Raw genomic sequence first — 26,607 nt, forward strand, 5'->3', positions numbered from 1 at the left:
GGCGGCCGCGACGTGGCGGCCCGGACGACGGGTCATGGGGCTCAGCCTCCCTGCGGCGCGGGTGCCGCGCCGTCGGCATGGTGGTCGGTCGCGGCGGTCCCGCCGGACCGCTCGTCGCCGCGGTGGCGACCGAACAGCCGCAGCACGACGACGAAGAACATCGGCACGAAGAAGATCGCGAGCACCGTCGCCGACACCATGCCGCCGACCACCGCGCGCCCGATCGCGTTCTGCCCGCCCGCGCCCGCGCCGGTCGAGATCGCGAGCGGGAACACGCCGAAGATGAACGCGAGCGACGTCATCAGGATCGGGCGAAGCCGCAGCTTCGCCGCCGCGATGGCCGCGTCGAAGGCGCTCATGCCCTCGCGCATCCGCTCCTCCGCGAACTCGACGATCAGGATCGCGTTCTTCGCGGACACGCCGATCGTCGTGATGAGGCCGACCTGAAGGTAGATGTCGTCGCTGAGGCCGGTCAGGGTCGCGGCGAGCAGCGCGCCGACGATGCCGAGCGGCACGACGAGCATCACCGAGATCGGCACCGACCAGCTTTCGTACAGCGCGGCAAGGCACAGGAACACGATCAGGAGCGACAGGCCATAGAGCGCCGGGGCCTGGCCGCCGGACAGCCTTTCCTCGTAGCTGAGCCCGGTCCATTCGAGCCCGGTGCCCGGCGCGACCTTGTCGTGCAGGGCCTGCATCGCCGCCATCGCGACCCCCGACGACACGCCCGGCGCGGGCTGGCCGAGCAGCTCCATCGCCGGCTGGCCGTTGTAGCGGGTGAGCTGCATGGGCGCCTGAGCCCATGAGGTCGTCGCAAAGGCGCTGAACGGCGCCATCGTGCCGGTGCTTCCCCGGACGTAGAAGTCGGCGAGGTTCTCGGGCGACTGGCGATAGGGCTCGTCGGCCTGGAGATAGACGCGCTTCACCCGCCCCCGGTCGATGAAGTCGTTGATGTACGATCCGCCCCAGGCGGTCGCGATGGTGTCGTTGATGGTGGACAGGTCGAGCCCGAGCGCGCGCGCCTTGTCGTGATCCACGTCGATCTTGAGCTGCGGGGCATCCTCGACCGCGTTGGGGCGGACGCCGACGAAGCTCCTGTCCTGCGACGCCGCGCCCAGCATCGCGTTGCGCGCCGCCAGCAGCCCGGCATGGCCGATGCCGCTCTGGTCCACCAGCTGGAGATCGAAGCCCGTCGCGTTGCCCAGTTCCTGCACGGCGGGGGGCACGACCGCGAAGATCATCGCGTCCTTGAACTTCGAGAACGCCGCCATCGCGCGGCCCGCGATCGCGGGCGCCTTGTTGTCGCGGCCGCCGCGATCCTCCCAGCTCTTGAGGGGGATGAAGGCGATGCCGGCGTTCTGGCCGTTGCCCGCGAAGCTGAAGCCGTTGACGGTATAGACGCCCTGGACGTTGCCGCCCTCCTTCTGGAGGAAATGGTCGCGGATCACGTCGAGACCCTTTGCGGTGCGTCCGCTCGTCGCGCCGGCAGGCCCCTGCACCAGCGCGATCATGATCCCCTGATCCTCGTCGGGCAGGAAACCGGTCGGCAGGCGGACGAACAGCGCGGCCATGCCGACGACGATCAGCGCATAGACGACGAGCGAGCGTTTCCAGTTGCGCGCCGTACCCCGCACGACGCCCTCGTACCGGTCCTGCCCGCGCTCGAACCTGTCGTTGAACCAGCGGAAGAAGCGCGCGAGCGGGCCGTTGCCCGCGGTCTTGTCCGCGTCATGGGGCTTCAGGATCGTCGCGCACAGCGCGGGCGTCAGGATCAGCGCGACGCTGACCGACAGCACCATCGCCGAGACGATCGTGATCGAGAACTGGCGATAGATGACGCCCGTCGAGCCGCCGAAGAACGCCATCGGCAGGAACACCGCCGACAGCACCAGCGCGATGCCGACCAGCGCGCCGGTGATCTCGTCCATCGACTTGCGCGCGGCCTCCTTGGGCGAGAGGTGCTCGGTCTGGATCAGCCGCTCGACGTTCTCGACCACGACGATGGCATCGTCGACGAGCAGGCCGATGGCGAGCACCATGCCGAACAGCGTCAGCGTGTTGATCGAATAGCCCGCGATCGCCAGCACGCCGAACGTCCCGAGCAGCACCACCGGCACCGCGATCGTCGGGATCAGCGTCGCCCGGAAGTTCTGGAGGAACAGGAACATGACGAGGAAGACGAGGACGATCGCCTCCACCAGCGTCTCGATGACCTGCCTGATCGACAGGCGGACGAACGGCGAGGTGTCATAGGGGTATATGACCTTCACGTCGGACGGAAACCGCGTCGCGATCTCGTTCACGCGCGCCTTGATCGCCTCGACGGTGTCGAGCGCGTTGGCGCCGGGTGCGAGCTTGATGCCGATGCCCGACGCGGGCTTGCCGTTCCACTGCGACGAATAGCCGTAGTTCTCGGCGCCGATCTCGACCCGCGCGACGTCGCCCAGCCGCACGATCGATCCGTCGGGACTGCTCTTCAGGCTGATCGCGGCGAACTGTTCGGGGGTCGTCAGGCGCGATTCGACCGAGACCGTCGCATTGAGCATCTGCTCCTTGGGGGCCGGCTGCGCGCCGATCTGTCCGGCGGAGACCTGCGCGTTCTGCGCGATCACCGCGGCGCGGATGTCGTCGGTCGTCAGCGCGTAGTTGTTGAGCTTCAGGGGATCGGCCCAGATCCGCATCGCATATTGCGAACCGAACACCTGCGTGTCCCCGACGCCGCTGATCCGGGCCAGCGGGTCCTGGAGCTTGGAGACGACATAGTCCGACAGGTCGTCGCCGTTGTGCTTGCCGTTGTCCGAATACAGCCCGACGAACATCAGGAAGTTCTGCGTCGCCTTGGCGACCACGATCCCCTGCTGCTGCACCTCCTGCGGCAAGAGCGGCGTCGCCGCCTGGAGCTTGTTCTGGACCTGCACCTGCGCGATGTCGGGATCGGTGCCCTGCTCGAACGTCAGCGTGACGATAGTCTGGCCGAACGACGAGGACGAGGACGAGAAATAGCGAAGGTGGTCGATCCCCTTCATCTGCTGCTCGATGATCTGCGTGGTCGTGTTCTCCAGCGTCTGCGCGTCGGCGCCGGGATAGGTCGCGGTGATCGACACCGCGGGAGGCGCGATCGCGGGAAACTGCGCGATCGGCAGGCTGCGGATCGCGAGCACGCCCGCCAGCATCAGGATCACCGCGATGACCCAGGCGAAGATCGGGCGGTCGATGAAATAGCGGGCCATGATGCGTTACTTCGCCTGCTTCTGGGCCTGAGTCCGGGCCTGGTTCCGGGCCGGGCCGGCCGGGCTCGCCTGGCGCGGGCCGGCGTTGGAGGTGGCGGGCGCCGGCGTGACCGGCATGCCCGGCCGCACGTTCATCGCTCCCTCGACGATCACCCGGTCGCCGGGCCTGACGCCCCCCGTCACCAGCCAGTTCTCGCCGATCGTGCGGCTGGTCTGGAGGGTCCTCAGCTCGGCCTTGTCGCCCGCGCCCACGACCAGCGCGGTCGGGTTCCCGCGCTCGTCGCGACTGACGGCGCGTTGCGGAACCAGCATCGCCTGTTGCTCGACGCCCTGGACGAGCTCCGCGCGGACGTACATCCCCGGCAGCAGCAGCCCGTCGGGGTTGAGGAACAGCGCGCGGATGACTTGCGAGCCGGTCGTCGGATCGACGGTCACGTCGGCGAAGCGCAGCGTGCCCTGCAGGCCATAGACGGTGCCGCCCTCCAGCAGCAGCTTGACCTTCGCGCCGCCGTCCCTGGCGACCTGTCCGGAAAGCACCTGCTGGCGCAGCTTCAATATCTCCGCGCTCGACTGCTGGATATCGACATAGATCGGGTCGAGCCGCTGGATCGTCGCGAGCGGATTGGTCTGCGACGCGGTGACGAGCGCGCCGGTCGTATAGACCGATCGTCCGATGCGGCCGTCGATCGGCGCGCGGATCGTGGTGCGCGCAAGGTCGATCCGCGCGGTGCGCAACGCGGCCTCCTGCGCGGCGACGTCCGCCTGCGACTGCGCCGAGGTCGTCTGCGCGTTCTCGTAATCCTGTTTCGAGATGGCGTTGATCTTGACCAGCTCGCCATAGCGTCTCGCGAGCGCGGCGCTCGACGCGATCGAGGCGCGCGCGCGGGTCACGGCGGCCTGCGCGCTGGCGACCTGCGCCTGATAGGGTTGCGGGTCGATCCGGTAGAGCGGCTGGCCCTTGCGCACCCTGTCGCCCTCGGTGAACAGCCGGGCCTCGATCAGGCCGTTCACCTGCGGCCGGACGTCCGACGTCTCATAGGCGGACGTGCGGCCGGACAACTGGCTGGTCAGCGTCACCGCCTGCTCGCGCACGGTGACGTATCCGACGGCCGGCGGCGGCGGCGCGGGCGGCGCCTGCTTCGTCCCGCAAGCCGCGATCAGCAGCACCAGCGCGGGAACGGGGCGACGAAGAAGGGTCATGCGAGGATCTGCCGACTGGGGAGAGACGCGAACGATCGTCCGCCCGGGATGATGCGACTGCGGACGGGGTTACGGTCGGTGATCGATCACCGACATGGTGGAAGCCGCCCGGCCCGTTGACCGCCGCACATTTTCTACCCAGCGGTATATAAGTCGGATCGGGCGGCGTCAAGGGTCGGTGCCGACCGGTGTCCCGGTCCCGGCCTCGATCACGCACCGCGCCACGCTCCTCCCGGAGCGACGAAGCGGCCGGGGCGGCGGCGCGGCCGGGGCGATGGGACGCTGCCCGGACCCCGAAAGGTCAAGGCCCGCGGCGGATCAGCCCTCGTCGATCCCGCGCGCGGCCTTGTTGCGCGCGCGGCTCTCGGCGGCCTTCTGCCCGCGCAGGCGCGCCGCTTCCGGGCTGATGCCACTCGCGCGCCTGGGCTTCCCGATCGCGACGCTGTGCCCCGCGACCGACGCGCCGCTCTCGATGGCGGCGATCTCGCCGTCCAGTTCGCCCTCCTCGACCGCATGGCGGAACGCCGCCAGGAACGCCGGGAAGTCCCCGCTCTCGACGTGGCTCGTCGTGCCGCCGTTCAGGACGAGCGGCGTGCCCTTGAGCGTGGGGCCGAACGCCACCACGCCGTTGTTGACCACCCACCACTTGTTGGGAACCTTGGTGCGCCCGTTGGTGAACTGGTCGAGCGTGGCATCGATGCCGCGCAGCAGCGGCTTCCTCGCCGCCACGGGATCGCGCGGCTTGGTGTTGAACTGCTGCTCCAGACCTTCCTTCACGAACGCGAACATATCCTTGAGTGCCATCTCGGGTCTCCTTCCAGGCAGGACCCGCTAGCAAGAACACGGCGGCGTAAGCAATATCCGCCCTGCGAACGCCCGTTCGGGCGGCCCGTCGGGAAGCGGAGGCGTCGTCGGTCCGCCGTCGACGGGATCGGCCTCCGCGTCCTCGACCAGCGGCCTTGTCCGCCAGCGTTCGCTGATGACGATCTCGTCGAACAGATGCGACCCCAGCAACACCAGACCGCTTCCGCCACTCGCGCACAGGAACCCGATCGCCGTCAGCAACCAGGCGGCGATGCCCGGCGACCAGTGGACGGGATCGGCGTCGTGCCAGCGCAGGAGATGGCCGATCGAGGCGCAGGAAAGGGCGCAGGCCCCCGTTCCCAGCGCCCGAAGGCCAAGATCACCCCGCCGCGTCCGATGCCACGTCACGCCACATTCCTTGCGATGCGGCCGACCAGATATCGCCCGCGGCATAGCGTTTCGAGATCGATTCCGGCTTTTGGCATAGCGCGGGCATAGTGGCGCGCGGTCAGGCCCCCGGATCTTGGCCGTCGGACCTCAGGCGTCGGACCTCAGGCGGTATCCGACGCCGAGTTCGTTCGCGATCACGCTGCCGACCGATCCGGGCGGCTCCAGCTTCTGTCGAAGGTTGCGCACGACGATTCGCAGATACTCGATGCGCGGATCCTCCTCGCCCGCCCAGGCGGCGGCGATGATCCGTTCGTGGGTGACGACCCGTCCGATATGCCGGGCAAGGACGGCGAGGACGTCGTGCTCCTTGCGCGTCAGGTGTACCTCCTCGCCCGCGCGACAGACGACCCGGCGGTCGAGGTCGATGGCGAGGTCTCCGCGCCTGACGATCTTGGGCGTCGTCTCGGACAGGCTGTGGTGACGCAGCGCGACGCGGAGGCGGGCGAGCAGCTCGTCCGTGTCGAACGGCTTGGTGACGTAGTCGTCGGCCCCAAGGTCGAGCGCCGCCACCTTCTCGTCGGTGGCGTCTCGCGCCGACACCACGAGGATGACGGTGTCGCCGTCGCTGCGCAGCAGCGGGATGAGGCTCAGCCCGTCGCGGTCGGGAAGCCCGAGGTCGAGGAGGATGGCGTCGGGATAGTCCGCGCCGGCACGCACCAGCGCATCCCTGCCGTTGATCGCCTCCACCACGGCATAGCCGGCGCGCTCCAGCGTGTTGCGGAGCAGGCGCCGGATCGCGGCCTCGTCGTCGACGATGAGGATCCTGGCGGGCATCAGAGCACGGTTCCGGGGACGGGCTCGCGCACGATCAGCGCGGCCGGGAAGACCAGGGTCATCGCGGCGCCACCGGCATCGTCGCGGTTGCCCGCCTCGACGGTCATCCCCATGGCCTGGGCGAACGCCTTGACGATCGCGAGGCCGAGGCCGGTGCCGCCGCTGACCCGATCGGAGCCCTCGAGCCGGCGAAAGGTCTCGAACACCTCGCTCTCGCGGCCCACCGGCAGGCCCGGGCCGTGGTCGAGCACGGCGAGCCGCAGCTCGCCGTAGCGGTGCCGGCCCTCGATCACGATCTCGGAGCCGGGATCGGCGTAGCGCCCGGCGTTGTCGAGCAGGTTGAGCAGGCAGTGGTGCAGGAGCTGCGGGTCGACGCTCACGAGCGGGAGGTCGGGAGGAACGTCGAGCCGGACCCCGTGACCTTCCAGGGCGCGCCGGGCATCGTGCGCCGCCCCCGTCACCGCGTCGCCGAGATCGGTCGCATCGATGTTCAGCTTGAGGGCGCCCGCCTCGACCCGCGCCATGTCCAGCAGGTTCGCGACGAAGCGGTGCAGCCGCGCCGCCTCCGCCTCGATCGTCGCGATCAGCGCGGGCGTCGCGCCATGGTGGAGCTGGGCGGCGGCCGCGATGACCGCGGTGAGCGGTGTCCGCAGGTCGTGGCTGACGGAGGAGAGCAGCGCGGTCCGCAGCCGGTCGCGCTCGCGCACCGCGCCGACGTCGCGCATCTCGTGCTCCAGTCGCAACCGTTCGAGGACGAGGGCCGCCTGTTCCACCAGGCTGGCGAACAGCGGCAGCTGGTCGGAGCGCAGCGCGTCGCGCCCCGCTTCGTGCGCGAGGCCGAGGACGCCGAGGACGCGGGCGCCGGCGACCAGCGGCTGGAAGAACCATTCGGACGCGGCGAGCGTCCCCGAACCGCGCCCGGCCGGCGTGCCGGTGTCATAGGCCCATTGCGCGGCGGCCATCTCCATCGTCTCCATGCGGTGGCCGGCGCCGTTGGCGGCCTGCACCGCCAGCCCGGCGCCCTCCGGCACGAGCATGACGGTCCGCAGGCCGAAGATCTGGCCGATCTCGCCGCAGATCACGTCCGCGACCGCGACCGGATCGTTCAGCCGGGTGAGGTGACGCAGAAAGCCCGCCAGCGCCGCGTTGGTGCGTGCGCTCGCGCCCGCGAGGTCGGCCTGCGCCCTGACGCGCGAGGTGAGCTGGCTGGTCGCGATCGCGATGCCGAGCAGCACCAGCACCGACACGACGTTCTCGGGATTGGAGATGGTGAGCGTATAGGTCGGCGGCAGGAAGAAGAAATTATACGCGACGCTCGATGCGAGGCCCGCGAACAGGCCGGTCCGCAGCCCGAACAGGCTGGCGGCCATCATCACGGGCAGCAGGTAGAGCAAGGCCACGTTGCCGACGTTCAGGACGTGGAACAGGGCGCTGCCGATCGCGGTGACGCCCGCGACGAGCAGGCTGGTCCACAGATACCCGCCCGGCGGCCCCCAACGTCCCGCCCCGCGCCGGACGGGGCGGCCCGGCCCGGCCTTCGGCATGGGCAGGACGTGGACGGCGAGGTCGGGCGTCTCGCGCACCAGCCGGTCGACGATCGAGCCGTGCCGGAGCTCGAACCAGCGCGACCGCTGCGACTTGCCGACGATGAGCTGGGTCGCGCGGGCCTCGACCGCATAGGTCTTCAGTCCCTCGATGACGTTGCGCGCCGGCACGGTGGCGACGGCGCCGCCGAGCCGGGTGGCAAGGTTCATGACCTCCGCGATGCGGCGGTGGTCGGCGTCGCCGAACGTCTGGCTGCGCGGCGTCTCGATGTATACCGCGGTCCACGGCGCATGGAGCGCGTCGGCGATGCGCTTGGCGGCCCGCACCAGGCCGTCGACGCCCGGCAGTTCGCCGACCGCCACGATCACGCGCTCGCCGGCGGCCCAGGTGCCGCCGACGCCCAGCGCCCGGACGTCCTCCAGCATCCGCGCATCGACCGCCTGCGCCGCGCGTCGCAGCGCGAGTTCCCGCAGCGCCGACAGGTTGGTCTTGGAGAAGAAGTGCGACAGCGCCCGCGTCGCCTCCTGCGGAAGATAGACCTTGCCGGCCTTCAGCCGCTCGATGAGTTCGCCGGGCGGGATGTCGACCATCTCGATCTCGGCCATCTCGAGGATCCGGTCGGGCACGGTCTCGCGGACGCGGATGCGGGTGAAGCTCGCGACCACGTCGTTGAGGCTCTCGACATGCTGGATGTTGATCGTGGAATACACGTCGATGCCGGCGTCGAGCAGTTCCTCGACGTCCTGGAACCGCTTGGGATGCCGGCTGCCCGGCGCGTTGGTGTGCGCAAGCTCGTCGACCAGCGCCAGTCGGGGCGCGCGCGCGAGGATGGCGTCGATGTCCATCTCGGCGAGGACGTGGCCCTCGTGCGCGATCTCGCGCCGCCGCACGATCTCATGGCCGCGCGTCAGCGTCTCCGTCTCCTGGCGCCCGTGGGTCTCGACGACGCCGACCACCACGTCGACGCCGTCCCTGAGCCGGGCGATGCCCTCCGACAGCATCTCGAAGGTCTTGCCGACCCCGGGCGCGGCACCGAGGAAGATCTTCAGGCGGCCGCGCCCCTCCTGCGTCGCCTGGCGCAGGAGGGCATCGGGATCGGGCCTGTCCCCGTTGGCCATCAGCCGCTCAGGACATCCAGCGCGCGGTTGAGCGCGAGGACGTTGACGTGCGGTTCGCCGAACGGCGACGTCGCGGTGTTCGCCTCGACCAGCGCCCGTACCTTCTCGACGGACAGGTTGCGCACCCTGGCGACGCGCGGAGCCTGGGCGAGCGCGCCCGCGGGCGAGAGGTCGGGATCGAGGCCCGAGCCGCTCGCGGTGACGAGGTCGGCCGGCAGCGGACCGGCGACGCCTTGCGCGCGGCGCCTGGCGACATCGGGCTTCACGCGGTCGACCAGCGCCCTGGCGGCGGGGCCGAGGTTGGAGCCGGACGATGCGAGCCCGTCATAGCCCCCCCTGGCGCTTGTGCCGGCGGCCGACGGCCGGGTCTGGAAATAGCGGTCGGTGGTGAAGGCCTGACCGACCACTTCGGAGCCGATCACCCTGCCGCCGACGGTCACTAGGCTGCCGTTGGCCTGGTGGGGGAAGATCGCCTGGCCGATGCCGGTCATCGCCAGGGGATAGCCGATGCCAAGCAGCAGGGCGAACAGGATCGTCATGACGATCGCCGGACGCAGCGCGGTGGTGAAGTCGTTGCCCATGTCGATAGCTCCTATGCGAGGCCTAGGCCGCCGACCGCGAGGTCGATGATCTTGATGCCGATGAACGGCGCGACGAGGCCGCCGAGGCCATAGACGGCGAGGTTGCGCGCGAGCAGCGGCCCCGCCCCCATCGGCCGGTAGGCGACCCCCTTCAGCGCCAGCGGCACCAGCAGCGGGATGATGACGGCGTTGAAGATGATCGCCGACAGGATCGCGGACTGCGGCGTCGCCAGCCCCATGACGTTGAGCACGCCCAGCCCCGGATAGAGCGCGACGAACATCGCCGGGATGATGGCGAAGTATTTCGCGACGTCGTTGGCGACGGAGAAGGTGGTCAGCGCGCCGCGCGTCATCAGCAGCTGCTTGCCCAGCCCGACGACCTCGATCAGCTTGGTCGGATCGCTGTCGAGGTCGACCATGTTGCCCGCCTCGCGCGCCGCCTGCGTGCCCGTGTTCATCGCGACGCCGACATCCGCCTGGGCGAGCGCGGGCGCGTCGTTGGTGCCGTCGCCGCACATCGCGACCAGCCGCCCGCCCTGCTGCTCCTTGCGGATCAGCTCCAGCTTGTCCTCGGGTGTGGCCTGCGCGAGGAAGTCGTCCACCCCCGCCTCCGCGGCGATCGCGGCGGCGGTCAGCGGGTTGTCGCCGGTTATCATGACCGTGCGGATACCCATGGTGCGAAGCTCGCCGAACCGCTCGCGGATGCCCGCCTTGACCACGTCCTTCAGGAAGATCGCGCCGAGCAGCCGGCCGTCCTTGGCGACCGCGAGCGGCGTGCCGCCCGCGCGTGCGATCTCGTCGGTGATGCGGCGCAGCTCGGTCGCGGCCGCCGTCTGCCCCGCGCCGGCGTTCGCCTTCAGGACCGAGTCGACCGCGCCCTTCTGGATCAGCGACCCGCCCGTCTGCACGCCCGAGATGCGGGTCTGCGCGGTGAACGGAATGACCGTCGCCCCGGCCGGCAGCTCGCTCGTGCGGATGGCGAACCGCTCGCGCGCCAGCACCACCACGGAGCGGCCCTCCGGCGTCTCGTCGGCGAGGCTGGCGAGCAGGGCCGCCTCCGCCATCTCGGCGTCGCCCGTTCCGCCGACGGTGCGGAACTCGCTCGCCTGGCGGTCGCCGATCGTGATCGTGCCCGTCTTGTCGAGCAGCAGCACGTCGATGTCGCCCGCCGCCTCGACCGCGCGCCCCGACTTGGCGAGCACGTTGAAGCGCACGAGGCGGTCCATGCCCGCGATGCCGATCGCGGACAGCAGCGCCGCGATCGTCGTGGGGATGAGCGTGATGAGCAGCGCCGCCAGGATCGCGACCGGGATGCTGCCCCCGACATAGCTGGCAAACCCGGGAATGGTGGCGACCGCGATCAGGAAGATGATCGTGAGGCCGGTGAGCAGGATCGTCAGCGCGATCTCGTTGGGGGTCTTCTGCCGCTCCGCCCCCTCGACCAGCGCGATCATGCGGTCGAGGAAGCCCTCGCCCGGGTTCACCGTCACCTTGACCCGGATCTCGTCGGAGATGACCCGCGTGCCGGCGGTCACGGCCGAGCGGTCGCCGCCCGCCTCGCGGATCACCGGTGCGCTCTCGCCCGTGATCGCCGCCTCGTTGACCGACGCGACGCCGGCGACGACCTCGCCGTCCGACGGGATCAGGTCGTTCGTCGAGACCAGCACCACGTCGCCCACCCGGAGCGCGCTTGCGGGCACGACGTCGAAGTCGTCGCCCTTGCCCTTCAGCCGCTTCGCGTTCAGTTCCGCCTTGGTGGCGCGCAGGCTGGCGGCCTGCGCCTTGCCGCGCCCTTCCGCCAGCGCCTCGGCGAAGGTGCCGAAGAGGACCGTCAGCCACAGCCAGATCACGAGCTGGAACTTGAAGCCGAAGGTCAGGCCGTCGTGGCCGACGACCAGGAGCACGGTGAGCAGCGCCGCCACGCAGGCGGTGGTGAACATCACCGGGTTGCGGATCAGTTCGGCGGGATTGAGCTTCAGGAACGCGTCCCTGATGGCGGGCGCCATCAGATCGGCGGTGAACAGCGACTTGGTCTGTGCGCGTGCCATGTCGGGGCGCCCTTACGAGAGGTGGCCGCGGATCATCTCCAGATGATCGGCGATGGGACCGAGCGCGAGGCTCGGCAGGAAGGTGAGGCCGCCCAGGATCAGGATGATCCCGACGAGCAGGCCGACCCACAGGCCGCCCGTGGTCGGGAACGATCCCGCCGACGGCGGCGTGTATTTCTTCGCGGCGAGCGAGCCGGCGATCGCCAGCATCGGCACGATGATGAAGAAGCGTCCGATCCACATCGCGACGCCCAGCAGGCCGTTGTAATAGGGCGTGCTGGCGGTCAGGCCCGCGAACGCCGACCCGTTGTTCCCGACCGCGCTGGTGAAGGCGTAGAGGATCTCCGAAAAGCCGTGCGGCCCCTTGTTGAGCGGTCCCGCCAGCCCCTGCCCCAGCACCGACGACAGCGCGGTCATGCCCAGGATGACGAGCGGCAGCACCGCGATGGCGAGCACCGCGAGCTTGACCTCGCGGCTCTCGATCTTCTTGCCGACATATTCCGGCGTGCGGCCGACCATCAGCCCGGCGACGAACACCGCCAGGATGGCGAACAGCAGGAACCCGTAGATGCCCGCTCCGACGCCGCCGACGACCACCTCGCCGAGCTGGATGTTGAACAGCGGGACCATGCCGCCAAGCGCGGTGAAGCTGTCGTGCATGGCGTTGACGGCCCCGCACGAGGCGGCGGTGGTGACGGCGGCGAACAGCGCGCTCGCGGCGATGCCGAAGCGCACCTCCTTGCCCTCCATGTTGCCGCCCGCGACGCCCAGGCCGTGGAGGACGGGATTGCCGGCGGCCTCCTGCCAGTAGCAGACGCCGGCGCCGACGAGGAAGATCACGATCATCGCCGACAGGATCGCCCAGCCCTGGCGCGTGTTGCCGACCGCGCGGCCGAACGTCCACGTCAGGCCGAAACCCAGGAGGAATATCGACAGCATCTGGACGAAGTTGCTGAGGGCCGTCGGGTTCTCGAACGGGTGTGCGGAGTTCGCGTTGAAGAAGCCGCCGCCGTTGGTGCCGAGCATCTTGATCGCTTCCTGGCTCGCGACCGGCCCGATCGCCAGCACCTGGCGCGCGCCCTCCAGCGTCGAGACGTTCACGGTCGCGGCCAGCGTCTGCGGCACGCCGCTCGCGATGAGGAAGATCGTGTAGACGATCGAGAGCGGCAGCAGCAGGTAGAGCGTGATCCGCGTGCAGTCCGCCCAGAAATTGCCCACCGTCCCCATGCCGTTCACCTGGGACTCGCGCCGCGCGAAGCCGCGGAACAGCGCGAAGGCGAGCGCGATGCCGGTCGCCGCCGACACGAAGTTGTGGATCGTGAGGCCCAGCATCTGGCTGAGGTTCGACATGGTCGACTCGCCCGAATAGCTCTGCCAGTTGGTGTTGGTCGTGAAGCTGACCGCGGTGTCAAAGGCGAGGTCGGGGCCGAGCCCCGCCAGCCCCTGCGGATTGCCCGGCAGCACGCCCTGCAGGCGCAGCACCGCATAGGTGAACGCCATCAGCACGACGTTGAACAGCAGCATGTGTACCGCGTAGCGGCGCCAGCCCTGCTCCCTGCCCGGATCGATCCCGGCGAGCCTGTAGAAGCCGGCCTCGACCGGGCCGAGGACGAGGTGGAGCGGCGTGCGCCGGCCCTCGTAGAGCGCGAACAGCCACGCGCCGGCCGGCTTCGTAAGCGCGAGCAGGATGGCGATGAAGCCCCCGATGAGGGCCAGGCCCTGGATGGTCATGTGCGGCGCTCCCTTCAGAAGCGTTCGGGGCGGATGAGCACCGCCACGAGATAGATGAGCAGGCCGACCCCGGTCAGCGCCGCGAGCCAGAGGTCGATGGTCATGGCGCTCTCCTCACGCGTCGTCGCAGAGCCTGGCGTAGGCGAGCGTCGCCGCCACCAGCCCGGCCATGATCGCGAGCCACATCACGTCCTGCATCGTTCCGTTCCCTTCGTGTCGATGGCGCGGTCAGAACCGCGTGCTGATGCCGGCATAGACCTGGCTGCCGGGGGTGAACCTGTTCAGGCCGAAGTTCCCGCCCAGGTCGAGCTGGAGGCGCGGCGACAGCAGATAGGCGTAGGCCACGTCCGCCGAATATTGGTGGATCGTGCCGGTCGGATCGATGTTGTGCGCGTTCCAGAACTCGGCGTAGATCGTGCCCTTCCCGCCCACCGCGTGCGACAGGTTGACGAGGCTGACCAGATTGGCGTGGTGGCCATGCCGGTCGCTATCGGCCAGGACGTCCACCTCCGGGCCGAAGTTGAGCAGGAACCCGGACGGCAGGGTGAAGATCACCGGCAGGATCACCCCGCCTTCCCACCGTTCGTTGCCGATGCCGAACCGCGCGGTGGGCGCCTTGACATAGGGGATCAGCGCGACCTGCGTCCTGGCGCCCGGCGCGGTGAACTGCTGCTTCAGGCGGACATAGAGGTCCCCGACGCCGCCCAGCGTGTCTCCCTGGCCATGGACCCGCACCGTCTCATAGGGTGCGATGTTGACCTCGATGTCGGTGGTCCGGCCCAGGCCGTATTTGATCGTGGGATTGGTGTAGAGGATCGTGTCGGTGTCGACGCCCCCCGACGAGAAGCGCGTCCAGTTGATCGCGTCGGCCTCGATCTGGATATCTCCCCGCGGCACCGTGCAGGCGACGTTGGCCTTTGTCGGACGGTCGGTGCAGATCGGGGTGGCCGCCTCGGCGGGAGCCGCGTCCGCGGGGCCTTGCGCCACCTGCGCCGCGGCGGGAACCGCCGTTGCCTGCGCCGTGGCAGGAACCGCCGTTGCCTGCGCCGCGGCGGGAACCGCCGTTGAAACTGCGACGACGCAAAGTCCGGCCGCGACTAGTCTCTTCATCGATAACCCCTGGTCGGCCACTCCGCATCGGCGCGGGTGGCGATATGTCAGGGGCGACCATCTGGCCGAAGCCGCATAGCAATTCGAGAGCGAATCCCGCCGATCGCATATAGGCGGCGTATGTTCGCACGATTTCCCGGCGACGATGACGACACGCCCGCCGCCCCCCCCCCCCCCGGACCTCCCGCACCGGCCGACGCCCGCCGCCGGAGTCGAGCGACGGGCGCACCCGGTCGCTGTGGAACGGCTTGACGGTTGCATGGACGGCGTCGCCCGTCTGGAATCAGTGTGCCGAAGCCTGTCCTGAGCGATGCGATCCGGCGCGGCGCCGGAACCGGAGCCGCCCGTTCCGGGGCGTCATGCGGCCGCCGCATCCGGGCCGAAGCGGCCGCCGTATCGGTCGAGCGAGAGGTCGGCCGTCGCGACCTCCGGCTCCGTCCCGCTCATCAGGTCCGCCAGCACGCGGCCCGAGCCGCAGGCCATCGTCCAGCCTAGCGTGCCATGCCCCGTGTTCAGGTACAGGTTGTCGATCGTCGTCCGTCCGATGACGGGCGTGCCGTCCGGCGTCATGGGGCGCAGCCCGGACCAGAACGTCGCCCGGCCGAGGTCGCCGCCGGGAAACAGGTCCATGACCGACATCTCCAGCGTGGCCCGTCGCTTGTCGGGAAGATCGGTGCTGAACGCGGAGATCTCCGCCATGCCGCCGACCCGGATGCGATCGCCCAGCCGGGTGATCGCGATCTTGTAGGTCTCGTCCATCACCGTGGACACGGGCGCGCGGCTCGCGTCCGCGATCGGGACGGTGAGCGAATAGCCCTTCACCGGATAGACGGGCAGGCGGATGCCGAGCGGCCGCATCATCGCGGGCGCATGGCTGCCGAGCGCGACCACATAGGCGTCGGCCTCGATCACGCCGTCGTCGGTGTCGATCCCGTTCACCCGCCCGCCCGACGACCGGATCGAGCGGACGGTCGTGCCATAGCGGAAGGCGACGCCGAGCCGCTCCGCGAGCGTGGCGAGGGCGCCCGTGAACTTGAAGCAGTCGCCCGTCTCGTCACCCGGCAGCCGCAGGCCGCCGACGAAGCGGTCGCGGACGGAGGCGAGCGCGGGTTCCGCGCGGACGCAGCCCGCGACGTCCAGCACCTCGAACGGGACGCCGTCCTGCCGCAGCACCTCGACATCCTTGCCGATCGAGTCCAGCTGCTTCTGTTCCCGGAACAGCTGCAGCGTGCCGCCCTGGCGGTCGTCATAGCTGATCCCGGTGTCGGCGCGGAGCGCGATCAGCTGGTCGCGGCTGTATTCGGCCAGCCGGACCATCCGGCTCTTGTTGATCGCATAGCGCACGGTCGTGCAGTTGCGCAGCATCTGGCCGAGCCAGATCGCCATGCCGGGATCGAGCCGGGGCCGCAGCACGAGCGGGGCGTGCTCCATCAGCAGCCATTTCAGCGCCTTGCGCGGGATGCCCGGCGCCGCCCAGGGCGACGCATAGCCCGGGCTGATCTCGCCCGCGTTGGCGTAGCTCGTCTCCAGGCCGGGACCGGCCTGGCGATCGACGACCGTCACCGAATGTCCCGCCTTCGCGAGGTAATAGGCGGAGGTGACGCCGATCACCCCGCTGCCCAAAACGACTACCCGCATGCCCTCGTCCCTCCCCGCGCCCGCGCGCCGTTCAACGGGCGGACCCGCTATGCCGCCTTCCGGAACGGGTGGTCGGGATCGTCATAGTTCACGGGCGTCATGTGCCAGCCGTCCTTGTGCTTCTGCCAGTAGAGCTCCTTCAGCTTGACGCTGATCGGCCCGGGACGGTCGTTACCATAGATCCGGTCGTTGACGCGAGCGCACGGCATCACCCCGCCGGCGGTCGTCGTGGTGAACACCTCGTCCGCGTCCATCAGCTCGTCGAAGGTGATCGGCGCGATGCGGGGCTCCAGCCCCAGTTCCGGGCACAGGTCGAGCACCGACAGGCGGGTGATGCCCTGAAGAGCGCCCCGATCCGGCGTCAGGACCGTGTCGCCCTTGACGATGAAGACGTTGAAGCCCGCGCCCTCCGTCAGGAAGCCGTCGTGATCGAGGAGCACGGCCGTGTCGTAGCCCTGGTCGTGAGCCTCGAACACGCCGCGCGTGAAGTCCCGCCACATGTAGTTCTTCAGCGTGGGGTCGAGCGAGCGCGCCGAGATGCGCGGCACGGTGGCGACCAGCAGGTGGGCGCCGCGCTCCTGCACGTCGGGCTTGATGACGTCGATCCACGGTATCGCATAGGCTATGAACGTGTTGTCGAAATCGGCCGGATTGCGCGAGCCGTAGACCCGCGAGGTCCCGCGCGTCGTCACCATGGCCACATAGGATTCCGGCTATGCCCAGGGTTCCTATTTCCTGGTGTCCGACAAGCTGCGCCTGATCGGCGGCGTCCGCTACAGCCACGAGAACAAGGCGTTCACGTTCACCGACTATGCCGACGGCGTACCGGGCACCTACAATTTCACCACGCCCTACAGCGTCACCACCGGCAGCCCGAGCTTCAACAGCCTCACCTACAGGGTGGGCGCCGAGTTCACGCCGAGCCGCCACACGATGGTATACGGCACGATATCGACGGGTTTCGAGTCAACCGCAGATAGTCCGGCTCCGAACGGTCCTTGTACATCATGTGCCGCCCGAGCCCGAGGTCGGGGCTGTCGAGCTGAAGCACCAGGCCCGCCGCCACGATCCCCTCGTATTCGGGTCTCATCGCCTCGGCGAGCGCCTCCAGATAGGCGTCATCGGTGGGATAGTGGTCGTTCGGCTGGAACAGGGCGATCACGCCCGGCGATGCGGCGTTCATGAAGGCGCCGGCGGGACCGTGTCGCTCGCGCGCCGCCGCGAACCGGTCGATGTCCTCCTCCAGCGGCTTCAGCGTGACGGGCGCGATGTCGCCGACACAGCGCGGCCGACGATAGGTGGGCGTCCCGCCGCTCCTCGCCTGGCGGTCGAGGAAGGTCGGAAAGTCCTCCAGGTCGGCGGGCGGCGACCGCCTGCTGTCGCCGTCGAACCCGGAGATGCGGTCCTTGATGTACGTGGCATAGGATATCTTGGACATCTCGCCGTCAGAGACGATGTCGACGCCGACCGCGACCTGCCTCGCGACGCAGGCGTCCACCGCGTCCGACAGCACGCGCAGCCGCTCCGCCGCATCGATCGCCTCGCCGCGTTCTTCCGCGAAGACGATGTCCGTCACCGCGGCGCTTCGCGGCAGCGAGCCGACATGCGTGGTCAGGATGCGGTCGGCCACTCTCGATCCCCTCGATGCCGTCCGTTTCTAATCCGCCGTCCGGCCACCGTCCAGTATCGGGCGGGTGCCGGCCATGGCTGCCGCGGCGCGCGCCGGCATCACGCCCGCCCCTCGATGTCGGCACCTGCGGGACCTGCCCCGCCCGGCGTCATCGAAGGTCGCGCTTCACGACCTTGCCGGCCGTGTTGCGCGGCAACGCATCCACGAACTCGATCGTCTTTGGCCGCTTGTAACCTGCAAGTGCAGCATTGCATGCAGCCATGATCCCCCCTTCATCAACAACCGCACCCCTGGCCCTTACGATCGCGGCATGCACGGCTTCTCCCCAGTCCGGATCGGCACGGCCGATTACCGCGACTTCGGCGACGCCTGGCACCTGATCGATGACGTTCTCGATCTCCCGCGGGTATACGTTGATGCCGCCGGTGATGATCATGTCCTTCTTGCGGTCGACGATGTAATAGCACCCGTCCTCGTCACGCCGGGCCAGATCGCCCACCGTGACCCAGCCATCGACGATCGCTTCCGCCGTCTCCTCCGGCCGTCGCCAATAGCCGTCGAACAGATACGGCGACCGGCTGAAGAGTTCTCCGACCGCGCCGTCGGGCACCGGGTCGCCCGCCTCGTCGCGCAACTCGACCTCGGTCGCGACGAACGGTGTTCCGACGCAGTTGCGCTTCTCGAGCTGGAAAGCCGGCCGGAGATTGGTGATGATGCCCGACTCGGTCGCGCCATAGCATTCGTACAGCAGGTCCTTTCCGAAATAGTCGGTGACGCGTTCCTTTGCCGCCTGAAGCAGCGGCGCGGCGTTCGAGATCATCGCCGTGAGCCGGTGGCCCCGCAACCGGTCCAGCGTCGACGCGGGCAGATCGAAGATGCGGTTGAAATGGGTCGGAACGAAGAACACGCCGGTTATCGTCTGTGCATGCAGGATCGCGAGCACTTCCTCGGGATCGAACCGGTCGAGCAGCGTGCATGTCCCGCCCATGTAGAGCGGGGCCAGCGCGAACGTCAGTCCGGCACCGTGGCACAAGGGCGCGAGGGCGAGGAAATGATCGTCCGGGCCGTAGCACCCATATTCGCTGGCCATGCCGAAGAATGACAGCACCCGGCTGCGATGGGAGATCGGGACGCCTTTGGGAAGTCCGGTGGTTCCGGACGTGTAGTGCAGCGCAAACGGATCCATCTCCGCCGCGACATCCTCGATCCCGCCCTCCACGCGCGCCAGTCGCTGCTCATACTCCGTTCCAAGGACGAGCAAGGGACCGCGCCAACCCGTCAGAAGCCCGGCGGATCGCGGATCGGCGACGACCAGCCTTGGTTCGCAATCGTTCAGGATCGCGGCCGCCTCGCGCTCGCCGACCCGCGGGTTGACCATCGCGACCGCGGCGCCGAGATCGGAGCCGCCGACCAGAACCTCTATGAACTCGGGGCGGTTCGCCGATATCAACGCGATCCTGTCGCCAGGGCCGATCCGCCAGTCGGTCCGCAGCATGGAAGCCGTGCGCGCCGCGCGCTCGACGAGAGCGGCATAGCTGATCGTCTGGCTTCCGAAACGCAGGGCGACCTTGCGGGGTTGGCGCCGCGCCGCCGCCCGCAGCCCGCGGCCAAGCGTGAGCGGTTCCGCAACGGTCACGCGGGCGCAAGCCCCAGCCGCGCCGACAGCTTCCTGAACACCGACAGCGCGTTCAGCCGCGTCACCCGGTCGTGGCTGTCGACCCTCAGGCCATGCGCAAGCAGTTCCTCGACGGCCCGACCCGGGTCGACGACCGGCCAATCCGTGCCGAACAGTACCTTGTGGCTGCCGTAACTATCCATGTAGCGGACCAGCGAGGGAGGCAGGTACCGGGGAGCATAGGCATCTATGCCGATAAAGACGTTGGGATGTTTCCACGCCATCGCGATCATCTCGTCCGCCCACGGCGTACCGACATGGATGCCGATCAACGCCAGGTCCGGGAAGTCGATCGCCACCTGATCGAGCAGGATCGGTCGTGCGACCGACGGCAGACGCAGCTCGCGACTGTAGACGAGATTCTGGCCCACCTGCAGCATGAACGGCAGGTCGAGTTCGCAACATTTCGCATAGATCGGGTACCAGCGGGCCGCATCGGGCGGCAGCGAGAACCAGTGCGGGTAAGCGTGCACCCCGACAAAGCCCAGCTCGACCGCGCGTTCGAGATCCCGCAGTTGCTTCATGCCCCGCGTGGGGTCGGCTCCGGCCAGGCCGGAAAACCGGTCGGGGTGCGCGTCGCACCATCGCGCAACCTGTTCATACGGAATGTCGAAGCTGCCGCGCATCCGCGGATCGCCGGCCCTGACCGCGATCAGCAGCGAATGCTCGATCCCTGCGTCGTCCATCTTGCGCAGGTAATCGTCCATGCCGACGCCACCACGCATCGCGGGGGGCATACGCACCTGCTCCATGAAGCCTGCGTCCAGGCCGGTCTGACCCGCAGCCACCTCCTCGGGACCGAACAGGTTGACGACGATGTCGATCACGCCTGCCATCAGTGGGTTCCCGCCATGTCGACCCGCGTCGTCAGCGCCCGCCGGTTTACCTGAAGGCGCAGCATGTCGGGCCGGGCGTAATGGCCAGCGGTGTCGACCCACACCTTGACCGACTTGATGTCGTCGAGATCGATCTGCGCCCTGACGAGACATTCGTCCGTCCCGGTCACCGGCCCGGCGACCGTAGTGGCGAAGGGATGGATGATCGCGCTCCAGCCACCGCCGGCTCCCATCAGCGTTTGTGGGCCGAGTTCCGTTTCGAGGAAGTCCAGCATCGCCTGCGTGACGGGGCTGGAGGCCGCGATCACGAAGCACTGGCCCGTGAGGGCGTGGTTGCGCATCATCGCCTCGATCTGGATATCGGCGACGGCGTCGAAGCCGGCCATCGTCGAGAGTCCGGGCCACAGCCCGGCATGCACTTCCTCGCCATCCTCGATGAGCGACTGTCGCGCCAGGTTCATGGTGTGCTCCCAACAGGCCAGCACCCCCAGTCGCCCGACCGAACTGTCGGCGACGATCAAGCCTGACCCGTCCCCCTGACCCCAGATGTACCGTTCCGCGTAGGTCGGCTTGATCTTGCGATGGACGCCGAGCAGACCGCCGTCGCGATCGATCATGACCGAGCTGTTGTAGCAGGTACGACTGTTCTCGCCCCGCTCGCTCGCGCCGATGACCACCGCGATGCCATGCTCGCGCGCCGCCTGCCGGAGCTTGGCGATCTCCGGGCCGTCGCGTTCAACGGACTGATCCTGATATCGGCGGTTCAGCTCGGCCTGCAGCAGCGGGGCATACAGGTTTATCCAATACGGAAAGCCCGGCAGGAACACTTCCGGGAACACGATCAGCTCGACCCCGTCCGCCGCCGCTCGCGCGATCCAGTCGATCGCCTTTTCGACGCTCGCGCTCGCATCCATGAAGACCGGCGCGACATGAGCGGCAGCGACGACTCGGAAGCGCGACATATCCCTACCTACACATTGATCTTGACTGTATACATTGAACCGTCACGCTTACAGGTAGCTGTCGGGTATGACAATCCCGAACAGGCCGTCGGTAAACAACACAAAGGCTGGTCCAAGCGGCGATGGCGTCAAGTCCGCCGACCGCACGAAGGCCACTCTGGAAGTCTCTCGCGATATCCGTTGTCCAGTGACGACGCGCGGTATCGCGGACATGCTCTATATGCCTCGCTAGAGTACGAAAGTATTACTGCCCAGCCTGATCGTCGGCGACGATTTGCGGTATGGCGAGAACAGGGCATCGTACTCCCAAGCTTTTTAACTCGGTAGTTGCTTGACGGATAGCTTCGTTTCGATCACGTTACTCGTATATACAGTCAAAAGACGGCCCTTGGTCGCATGGGCGCGAGTTCCCGAAGTATGTCGGACGACGTCCATGCTGCCCGCCGGAACGCCGCCGGCTTCGGGTTTCCTGAATTGGACGGACCAGACGCCTTGAGGGCCGCAAGGTCTCGGCCGAGGTGAAGTTCCGGATGCTGACCCCCTCTGGCGGAACACCGTCAACACAAGCTGCAGTGGATAATGCATACAAAGACCGAAAAGCCAAATAGAGATTAACATCGGTCGGACCAGCCTCAATAAAAACAAGTCGTCAGGTGCCAATCCGATCGAACCAGCAGAGTTCGGGCTTGGCAGACAAGATGCCGGCGGACAGCAGATGAGGGGGACGATCAACATGACAAGCCTCAACCAGGCCGCGGCAGTGGCATCCGGTCTGGCCTTGGCTCTCGCTTCGCTCTCGCGCGCCGAAGCCCAAGCGGGTCCGGCGCCCACCGGCGCCAAGGCTGCGCCCGACAGCGACGAGGTCGTCGTCACGGCGCGGCGTCAGGTGGAGAACCTGCGCGACGTGCCGGCGTCGATCACGGTGCTGACCGCCGCCACGCTGCGGCAGGCGGGCGTGGTGACGACCGAGCAGATCGTCGACCTGACGCCCGGCGTCACGATCGTGTCCAACGCCGCGCAGGTCGGGGACGCGCAGGTCAACATCCGCGGCATCAACGGCGCGCGCGACGCGGAGAACAGCGTCGCGCTGGTGGTCGACGGCATCCTCAAGACGAACACCGCGGCACTCAACTCCTACCAGGGCGAATTGCAGCAGGTAGAAGTGCTGAAGGGTCCGCAGGGAGCCTATTACGGCCGCAATGCCGCGGCGGGCGCGCTGATCCTGACGACCAAGAAGCCGGGCGATCGCCTGGAGGTGGACGGCAAGGCTTATTACGCGAACCACGACAGCGAGAACGTGCAGGGATCGATCAGCGGTCCGGTCACCGATCGGCTGGGCGCTGTGCTGTTCGGCAACTTCCGTCATACCGACGGCTTCTACCGCAACACCGGCCCGTCCCCGGCGGCGCGCGGCGATACCGTCGACAATTACCGCGGCTGGAACGTCGGCGGGCGACTGGTCTGGACACCGACCGACCGGCTCGAGGTGGACGCCAAGGCGCGCTATGGGGAGGTCAGGGCAGGCGCGCTCGATTACGACGTCGTGTTCTCGCTGCCGTCGTTCGCATCCGCGCTGGGCAGTCCCAAGTTCAACGAGGACGTCAACGATCACAAGACGTTCACCTTCAACCGCGACATCGCGGGGGTCGACCGGCAGCGCACGAAGGAAGCCTCGCTGCGCGCGACGCTCGACCTCGACTGGGCGACGCTGAGCGGGTGGGGCGCCTATTCCGACATCGACGAGGACTTCGTGTCCGATGCGGCCGCCGCCTCGCTCGGCCGATTCAACGCGACCGCGACCTGTCAGGCATCGACCGCGGCGCTGTTCGCGGCGGGCGTTACGCTGCCGGCACCGCAGTTCCTCGGGCCGACGCCTGCGGCGTCGTTGTTCGGCCCGTTCGGCCCGACCACCTGCGACGGATACCAGTATACCGTGCGCGATCAGCGCGACATCAGCACGGAGCTGCGGCTCGCCTCGAAATCGGGTCGGCCGCTCAAATGGTCGATCGGCGGCTATTACCTGCACATCAACCGGCATTTCGGCACGGCGATCAACGAGGACGACGGCGCCGGCGCGACGCGAAGCCTGTACAACGCCCCGGGTACGCTCAACCAGACGTCGCAGGACCTCGACGATCGCTTTCGCACCAACGTCTACGCCGGTTTCGGCTCGGTCGACTACAGCCTTGCGACCAAGCTGACCCTGTCCGCCGCGCTTCGCTACGACCGCGAGGAGCGTCGGGTGACGCCCCTGTCGCCAAACGCGGTCGATCCCGTCACCGGCGGTCCGGTCAACCCGGGCTTCGCGGTCGGCGCGATCGTCGCCAAGGCGAAGACCTATACCCAGTGGGAGCCCAAGCTGGCCGCCAACTACAAGTTCAGCGACGACCTCAGCGTGTTCGCCGACTGGGGCATCGGCTTCAAGGCGGGAGGCTTCAACAGCCAGGGCAGCGCGGCGATCATCGACCAGTATCTGAACGTGCCGCTGGGTGCGCGGATCAGCATCAACGATGACTACCGCTCGGAACGGTCGAGTGCTTTCGAGGCCGGATTCAAGGCACGCGCGCTCGACGGTGCGCTGCAGCTCGATGGTGCGGTCTACACCACGCAGGTGCACGACATGCAGTTCTTCGAGTTCTTCACCGGCGGTTTCGGGGTGTTGCGGGTCGTGTCCAACATCGACAGGGTCCGGCTGACGGGAGTCGAGGCCAGCGCGACCTATCGCCTGATACCGGGATGGACGGTGTTCGCGTCGGGAAACTATGTCGACAGCAAGATCAAGAGCAACCGCTCGCGCCCCGACACGGTCGGCAACCAGTCGCCCTATACCGCGAGGTACACGATCAACGCGGGCACCCAGCTGCTGCGGCCGCTGACCTCGCGCTATTCGGGACTGTTGCGCGTCGACTACCGGCTGACCGGGCCGACCTGGTTCCACACGGTCCAGGCGCAAAGCGAGCGCAGCGTGTTCGACCTGGTATTCCCGGGACTGGGCGTGGCGAACTACGCCGACACGCGCCGGAACGCGTTCGGGATCGTCAACCTGCGGGCCGGCGTTCAGACCCCGACGTTGTCGGTGACGGCCTTTGCGGAGAACGTGTTCAACAAGACCTATCTGAGCGAGGTGATACCGTCGCCAGAGTTCGGCGGCTCGTTCGTCTCGCCCGGCGACCGGCGCAGGATCGGCATCGAGCTGGGGGTGAACTTCTGAGCGAGCCGAGGCTCTACGGCCGGATCCGGGATGAAGCCCCCACAGGGACAGATGGGCTATTCGCCGTCGCGACTCAGGCGGCGGCGAGCGGGTCGGCGCCCCAATAACGGATGGGCGTCGGGCCAGCGGTCATCGCCGCCAGCCTGTCCAGGTCTCCCCGCTCGCCACGGAACGCGACATAGGCCTGGTGATGCTGCGTCGTCTCCCACTCCTGAAGAAGGATGAACTCGTTTTCGGCGGTCTCGCTTTTCAGGAGGCGGATGCCGATGAACCCATCATGCGTCCGCGTCTCGGCGAACATGCCGCCAAGCGTCGTGACGAAGTCATCGGCGCACTCCTGCCTGATGACCCAGGTCGCGGTACAAAGAACGGACATCGTTCATCCCTCCAGCCGTCCACCTTCGCCCCGCCAGACGACGCTCGCCGACAGCGCCATGCATGCGTGGTGATCGGTACATAGGCTTGTCTCGTAGCATATGCTGCATGGAACCGCTTGACCGTTCGTAACGACCAACCCGACGCCACCATCGAGCGCATGGCCGACCATGCAGTGGCGAAGGGCCTGGATCGGGCATGGACCGCAGTGCCGCGGGCGACGCGCCACGTACAAACACCTGTGACATAAACCTTTTATACTGGCGGCTTCAGAATTTGACGGCAGACACGCCCTCGCGCCCTGACTACCGCCGCGCAGATCCGTCGGCGGCAGACCGGCATCGCAAAGGGTCAAGCCATGCCGTTCCGCCGTTCCCTCGCCATCGCCATGCCCGGCCTGGCGCTCGCCGCCGCCTCCCACGCCGCCGCGCAGCAGGCGCCCGCGCAAGCGGGGCAGACCGCCGCCACTCCCGCCGGCCCGGACCATGAACAGGGCGCGGCGGGTCCGGCCGACGAGACGAACGACATCGTCGTCACGGGCACGCGCACCGCCGGCCGTTCGCGGCTGGACAGCGTGTCGCCGGTGGACGTGCTGAGCGCCACCACGCTGCGCCAGCAGGGCACGACCGAACTCGCCGCCGCGCTTCAGGCCGTCGCGCCCTCCATCGATTTTCCCCGCGCCGCCGCGGTGGACGGCACGGACGCGATCCGCCCGGCGACGTTGCGCGGCCTGTCGCCGGACGAGACGCTGGTTCTGGTCAACGGCGTGCGCGGGCACACCAGCGCGCTGCTCAACGTCAACGGCTCGGTCGGTCGCGGCGCGGCGGCGGTGGACCTGAACACGATCCCGACCGTGACACTCGACCGGATCGAGGTGCTGCGCGACGGCGCGTCGGCGCAATACGGGTCCGACGCGATCGCGGGCGTCGTCAACCTGCGGCTGCGCGAGGCGCGCTCGGGCGGCGGCGCGCAGGTCGACTACGGCTTCTACGACACGGACGTCGACACCGCGCGCGGCAGCCGCAGCGTCAAGGGCGAGCATGCCGTCACCGTCTCGGGCTGGCAGGGCCTGGGGCTGGGCGAGGACGGGTTCCTGACGCTGTCGGGCGAGTTCCTGCACCGCGAGCCCACCAACCGCGCCGACTTCGACCCGCGCGTGACGCCGACCCAGGTCACCGGCCGCTTCGGCGACCCGCGCGAGGAACAGTACAGCCTGTGGGCCAATGCGGGCTATGGTCTGGGCGGCGGGTTCCGGCTGTACGGCTGGTTCGGCTATACCGACCGCGACACGCGCTCCGCGGCGTTCCCGCGCCTCGCCGCCGCCGCCACCGTCCTGGCGGGCTATCCGGGCGGCTTCCTGCCGATCATCAACACCAAGTCGCGCGACATCAACTCGGCGCTGGGCGTCAAGGGCGACCTGGGCGGCTGGAGCGTCGACGTGTCGGCCAGCTACGGGCGCAACGCAATCGACTTTCGCACGCTGAACTCCGCCAACTACGCCTATGGCTCGGCGACGCCGCACGACTTCTACGACGGCAAGCTGACCTACGACCAGCTCGTCGGCGGGATCGACGTCAGCCGCAAGTTCGACGTGTTCAAATCGCTCAACGTCGCCTTCGGCGTCGAGGGCCGGCGCGAGAGCTTCGCGATCGGCGCGGGCGAGCTTGCCTCCTACGCCACGCCGCCCGC

At 68.4% G+C, this 26,607-nt stretch carries 20 protein-coding genes and 1 pseudogene; 3 read left to right on the plus strand and 18 right to left on the minus strand.

What is annotated here, in order from left to right:
* Positions 1-41 precede the first annotated feature (41 nt).
* From HUV01_RS01210 to HUV01_RS01270, 13 genes are all read right to left on the minus strand, one after another.
* Positions 42-3,230 (minus strand): efflux RND transporter permease subunit, encoded by a 3,189-nt coding sequence (locus HUV01_RS01210; RefSeq protein ID WP_174296502.1) that lies wholly within the window; start codon positions 3,228-3,230, stop codon positions 42-44.
* 6 nt (positions 3,231-3,236) lie between these two features.
* Positions 3,237-4,430, minus strand: a complete 1,194-nt coding sequence (locus HUV01_RS01215) for an efflux RND transporter periplasmic adaptor subunit (RefSeq protein ID WP_174296503.1) — start codon at positions 4,428-4,430, stop codon at positions 3,237-3,239.
* Between the two features lie 318 nt (positions 4,431-4,748).
* Positions 4,749-5,234 (minus strand): hypothetical protein, encoded by a 486-nt coding sequence (locus tag HUV01_RS01220; RefSeq protein WP_174296504.1) that lies wholly within the window; start codon positions 5,232-5,234, stop codon positions 4,749-4,751.
* 27 nt (positions 5,235-5,261) lie between these two features.
* Positions 5,262-5,642: a hypothetical protein gene (locus tag HUV01_RS01225; RefSeq protein ID WP_174296505.1), complete on the minus strand. Its 381-nt coding sequence runs from the start codon at positions 5,640-5,642 to the stop codon at positions 5,262-5,264.
* Between the two features lie 129 nt (positions 5,643-5,771).
* Positions 5,772-6,458, minus strand: coding sequence for a response regulator transcription factor (locus tag HUV01_RS01230; RefSeq protein WP_174296506.1), 687 nt, complete (start codon positions 6,456-6,458; stop codon positions 5,772-5,774).
* Positions 6,458-9,121, minus strand: a complete 2,664-nt coding sequence (locus HUV01_RS01235) for a sensor histidine kinase (protein ID WP_174296507.1) — start codon at positions 9,119-9,121, stop codon at positions 6,458-6,460. The genes HUV01_RS01230 and HUV01_RS01235 overlap by 1 nt, the downstream gene beginning before the upstream one ends.
* Positions 9,121-9,702, minus strand: a complete 582-nt coding sequence (kdpC, locus tag HUV01_RS01240) for a potassium-transporting ATPase subunit KdpC (RefSeq protein WP_174296508.1) — start codon at positions 9,700-9,702, stop codon at positions 9,121-9,123. Before kdpC ends, HUV01_RS01235 begins: the two co-directional genes overlap by 1 nt.
* A gap of 11 nt (positions 9,703-9,713) precedes the next feature.
* Positions 9,714-11,750, minus strand: coding sequence for a potassium-transporting ATPase subunit KdpB (gene kdpB, locus HUV01_RS01245; protein ID WP_174296509.1), 2,037 nt, complete (start codon positions 11,748-11,750; stop codon positions 9,714-9,716).
* Positions 11,751-11,762: 12 nt separating this feature from the next.
* On the minus strand, positions 11,763-13,481 hold the full coding sequence (kdpA, locus tag HUV01_RS01250) for a potassium-transporting ATPase subunit KdpA (RefSeq protein WP_174296510.1): 1,719 nt from the start codon (positions 13,479-13,481) through the stop codon (positions 11,763-11,765).
* Between the two features lie 14 nt (positions 13,482-13,495).
* A complete protein-coding gene (kdpF, locus tag HUV01_RS01255) occupies positions 13,496-13,585 on the minus strand; it encodes a K(+)-transporting ATPase subunit F (protein WP_174296511.1) in 90 nt (29 codons plus the stop codon).
* 124 nt (positions 13,586-13,709) lie between these two features.
* The gene (locus HUV01_RS01260) at positions 13,710-14,591 is read right to left on the minus strand and encodes a transporter (RefSeq protein WP_174296512.1); all 882 of its coding nucleotides are present in this window, start codon (positions 14,589-14,591) and stop codon (positions 13,710-13,712) included.
* Positions 14,592-14,948: 357 nt separating this feature from the next.
* Positions 14,949-16,229 carry a D-amino acid dehydrogenase gene (locus HUV01_RS01265; protein ID WP_174296513.1) on the minus strand — a complete coding sequence of 427 codons (1,281 nt, stop codon included), beginning with the start codon at positions 16,227-16,229 and terminating at the stop codon, positions 14,949-14,951.
* 47 nt (positions 16,230-16,276) lie between these two features.
* Positions 16,277-16,921 carry an aminotransferase class IV gene (locus HUV01_RS01270; protein ID WP_217430862.1) on the minus strand — a complete coding sequence of 215 codons (645 nt, stop codon included), beginning with the start codon at positions 16,919-16,921 and terminating at the stop codon, positions 16,277-16,279.
* A 46-nt stretch (positions 16,922-16,967) separates the two neighbouring features.
* On the opposite strand from HUV01_RS01270, the gene HUV01_RS15375 reads away from it, so the two are divergent.
* Positions 16,968-17,414, plus strand: a complete 447-nt coding sequence (locus tag HUV01_RS15375) for a TonB-dependent receptor domain-containing protein (protein WP_368039975.1) — start codon at positions 16,968-16,970, stop codon at positions 17,412-17,414.
* 214 nt (positions 17,415-17,628) lie between these two features.
* Here HUV01_RS15375 and HUV01_RS15380 read toward each other — a convergent pair.
* The 4 genes and pseudogenes from HUV01_RS15380 to HUV01_RS01295 all read right to left on the minus strand — a co-directional run.
* Positions 17,629-17,859: pseudogene (locus tag HUV01_RS15380) on the minus strand (epoxyalkane--coenzyme M transferase); the annotation flags it as partial.
* 148 nt (positions 17,860-18,007) lie between these two features.
* Positions 18,008-19,495: a class I adenylate-forming enzyme family protein gene (locus HUV01_RS01285; RefSeq protein ID WP_174296515.1), complete on the minus strand. Its 1,488-nt coding sequence runs from the start codon at positions 19,493-19,495 to the stop codon at positions 18,008-18,010.
* Positions 19,492-20,370: an amidohydrolase family protein gene (locus tag HUV01_RS01290; protein WP_174296516.1), complete on the minus strand. Its 879-nt coding sequence runs from the start codon at positions 20,368-20,370 to the stop codon at positions 19,492-19,494. The genes HUV01_RS01285 and HUV01_RS01290 overlap by 4 nt, the downstream gene beginning before the upstream one ends.
* On the minus strand, positions 20,370-21,332 hold the full coding sequence (locus HUV01_RS01295) for a carbon-nitrogen hydrolase family protein (RefSeq protein WP_174296517.1): 963 nt from the start codon (positions 21,330-21,332) through the stop codon (positions 20,370-20,372). The genes HUV01_RS01290 and HUV01_RS01295 overlap by 1 nt, the downstream gene beginning before the upstream one ends.
* 733 nt (positions 21,333-22,065) lie before the next feature.
* Here HUV01_RS01295 and HUV01_RS01300 point away from each other — a divergent pair.
* Complete coding sequence (locus tag HUV01_RS01300; protein ID WP_174296520.1) at positions 22,066-24,543, plus strand: TonB-dependent receptor; 2,478 nt, start codon at positions 22,066-22,068, stop codon at positions 24,541-24,543.
* Positions 24,544-24,616: 73 nt separating this feature from the next.
* On the opposite strand, the gene HUV01_RS01305 is transcribed toward HUV01_RS01300, so the two are convergent.
* Entirely contained in the window at positions 24,617-24,919 is a 303-nt protein-coding gene (locus HUV01_RS01305) for an antibiotic biosynthesis monooxygenase family protein (RefSeq protein ID WP_174296518.1), read from the minus strand.
* Between the two features lie 357 nt (positions 24,920-25,276).
* Here HUV01_RS01305 and HUV01_RS01310 point away from each other — a divergent pair.
* Positions 25,277-26,607, plus strand: a 1,331-nt coding sequence (locus HUV01_RS01310) for a TonB-dependent receptor plug domain-containing protein (RefSeq protein ID WP_174296519.1), incomplete at its 3' end; no start/stop codon positions are given.

This window comes from Sphingomonas bacterium, from assembly GCF_903643035.1.
Lineage (GTDB): Bacteria > Pseudomonadota > Alphaproteobacteria > Sphingomonadales > Sphingomonadaceae > Sphingomonas.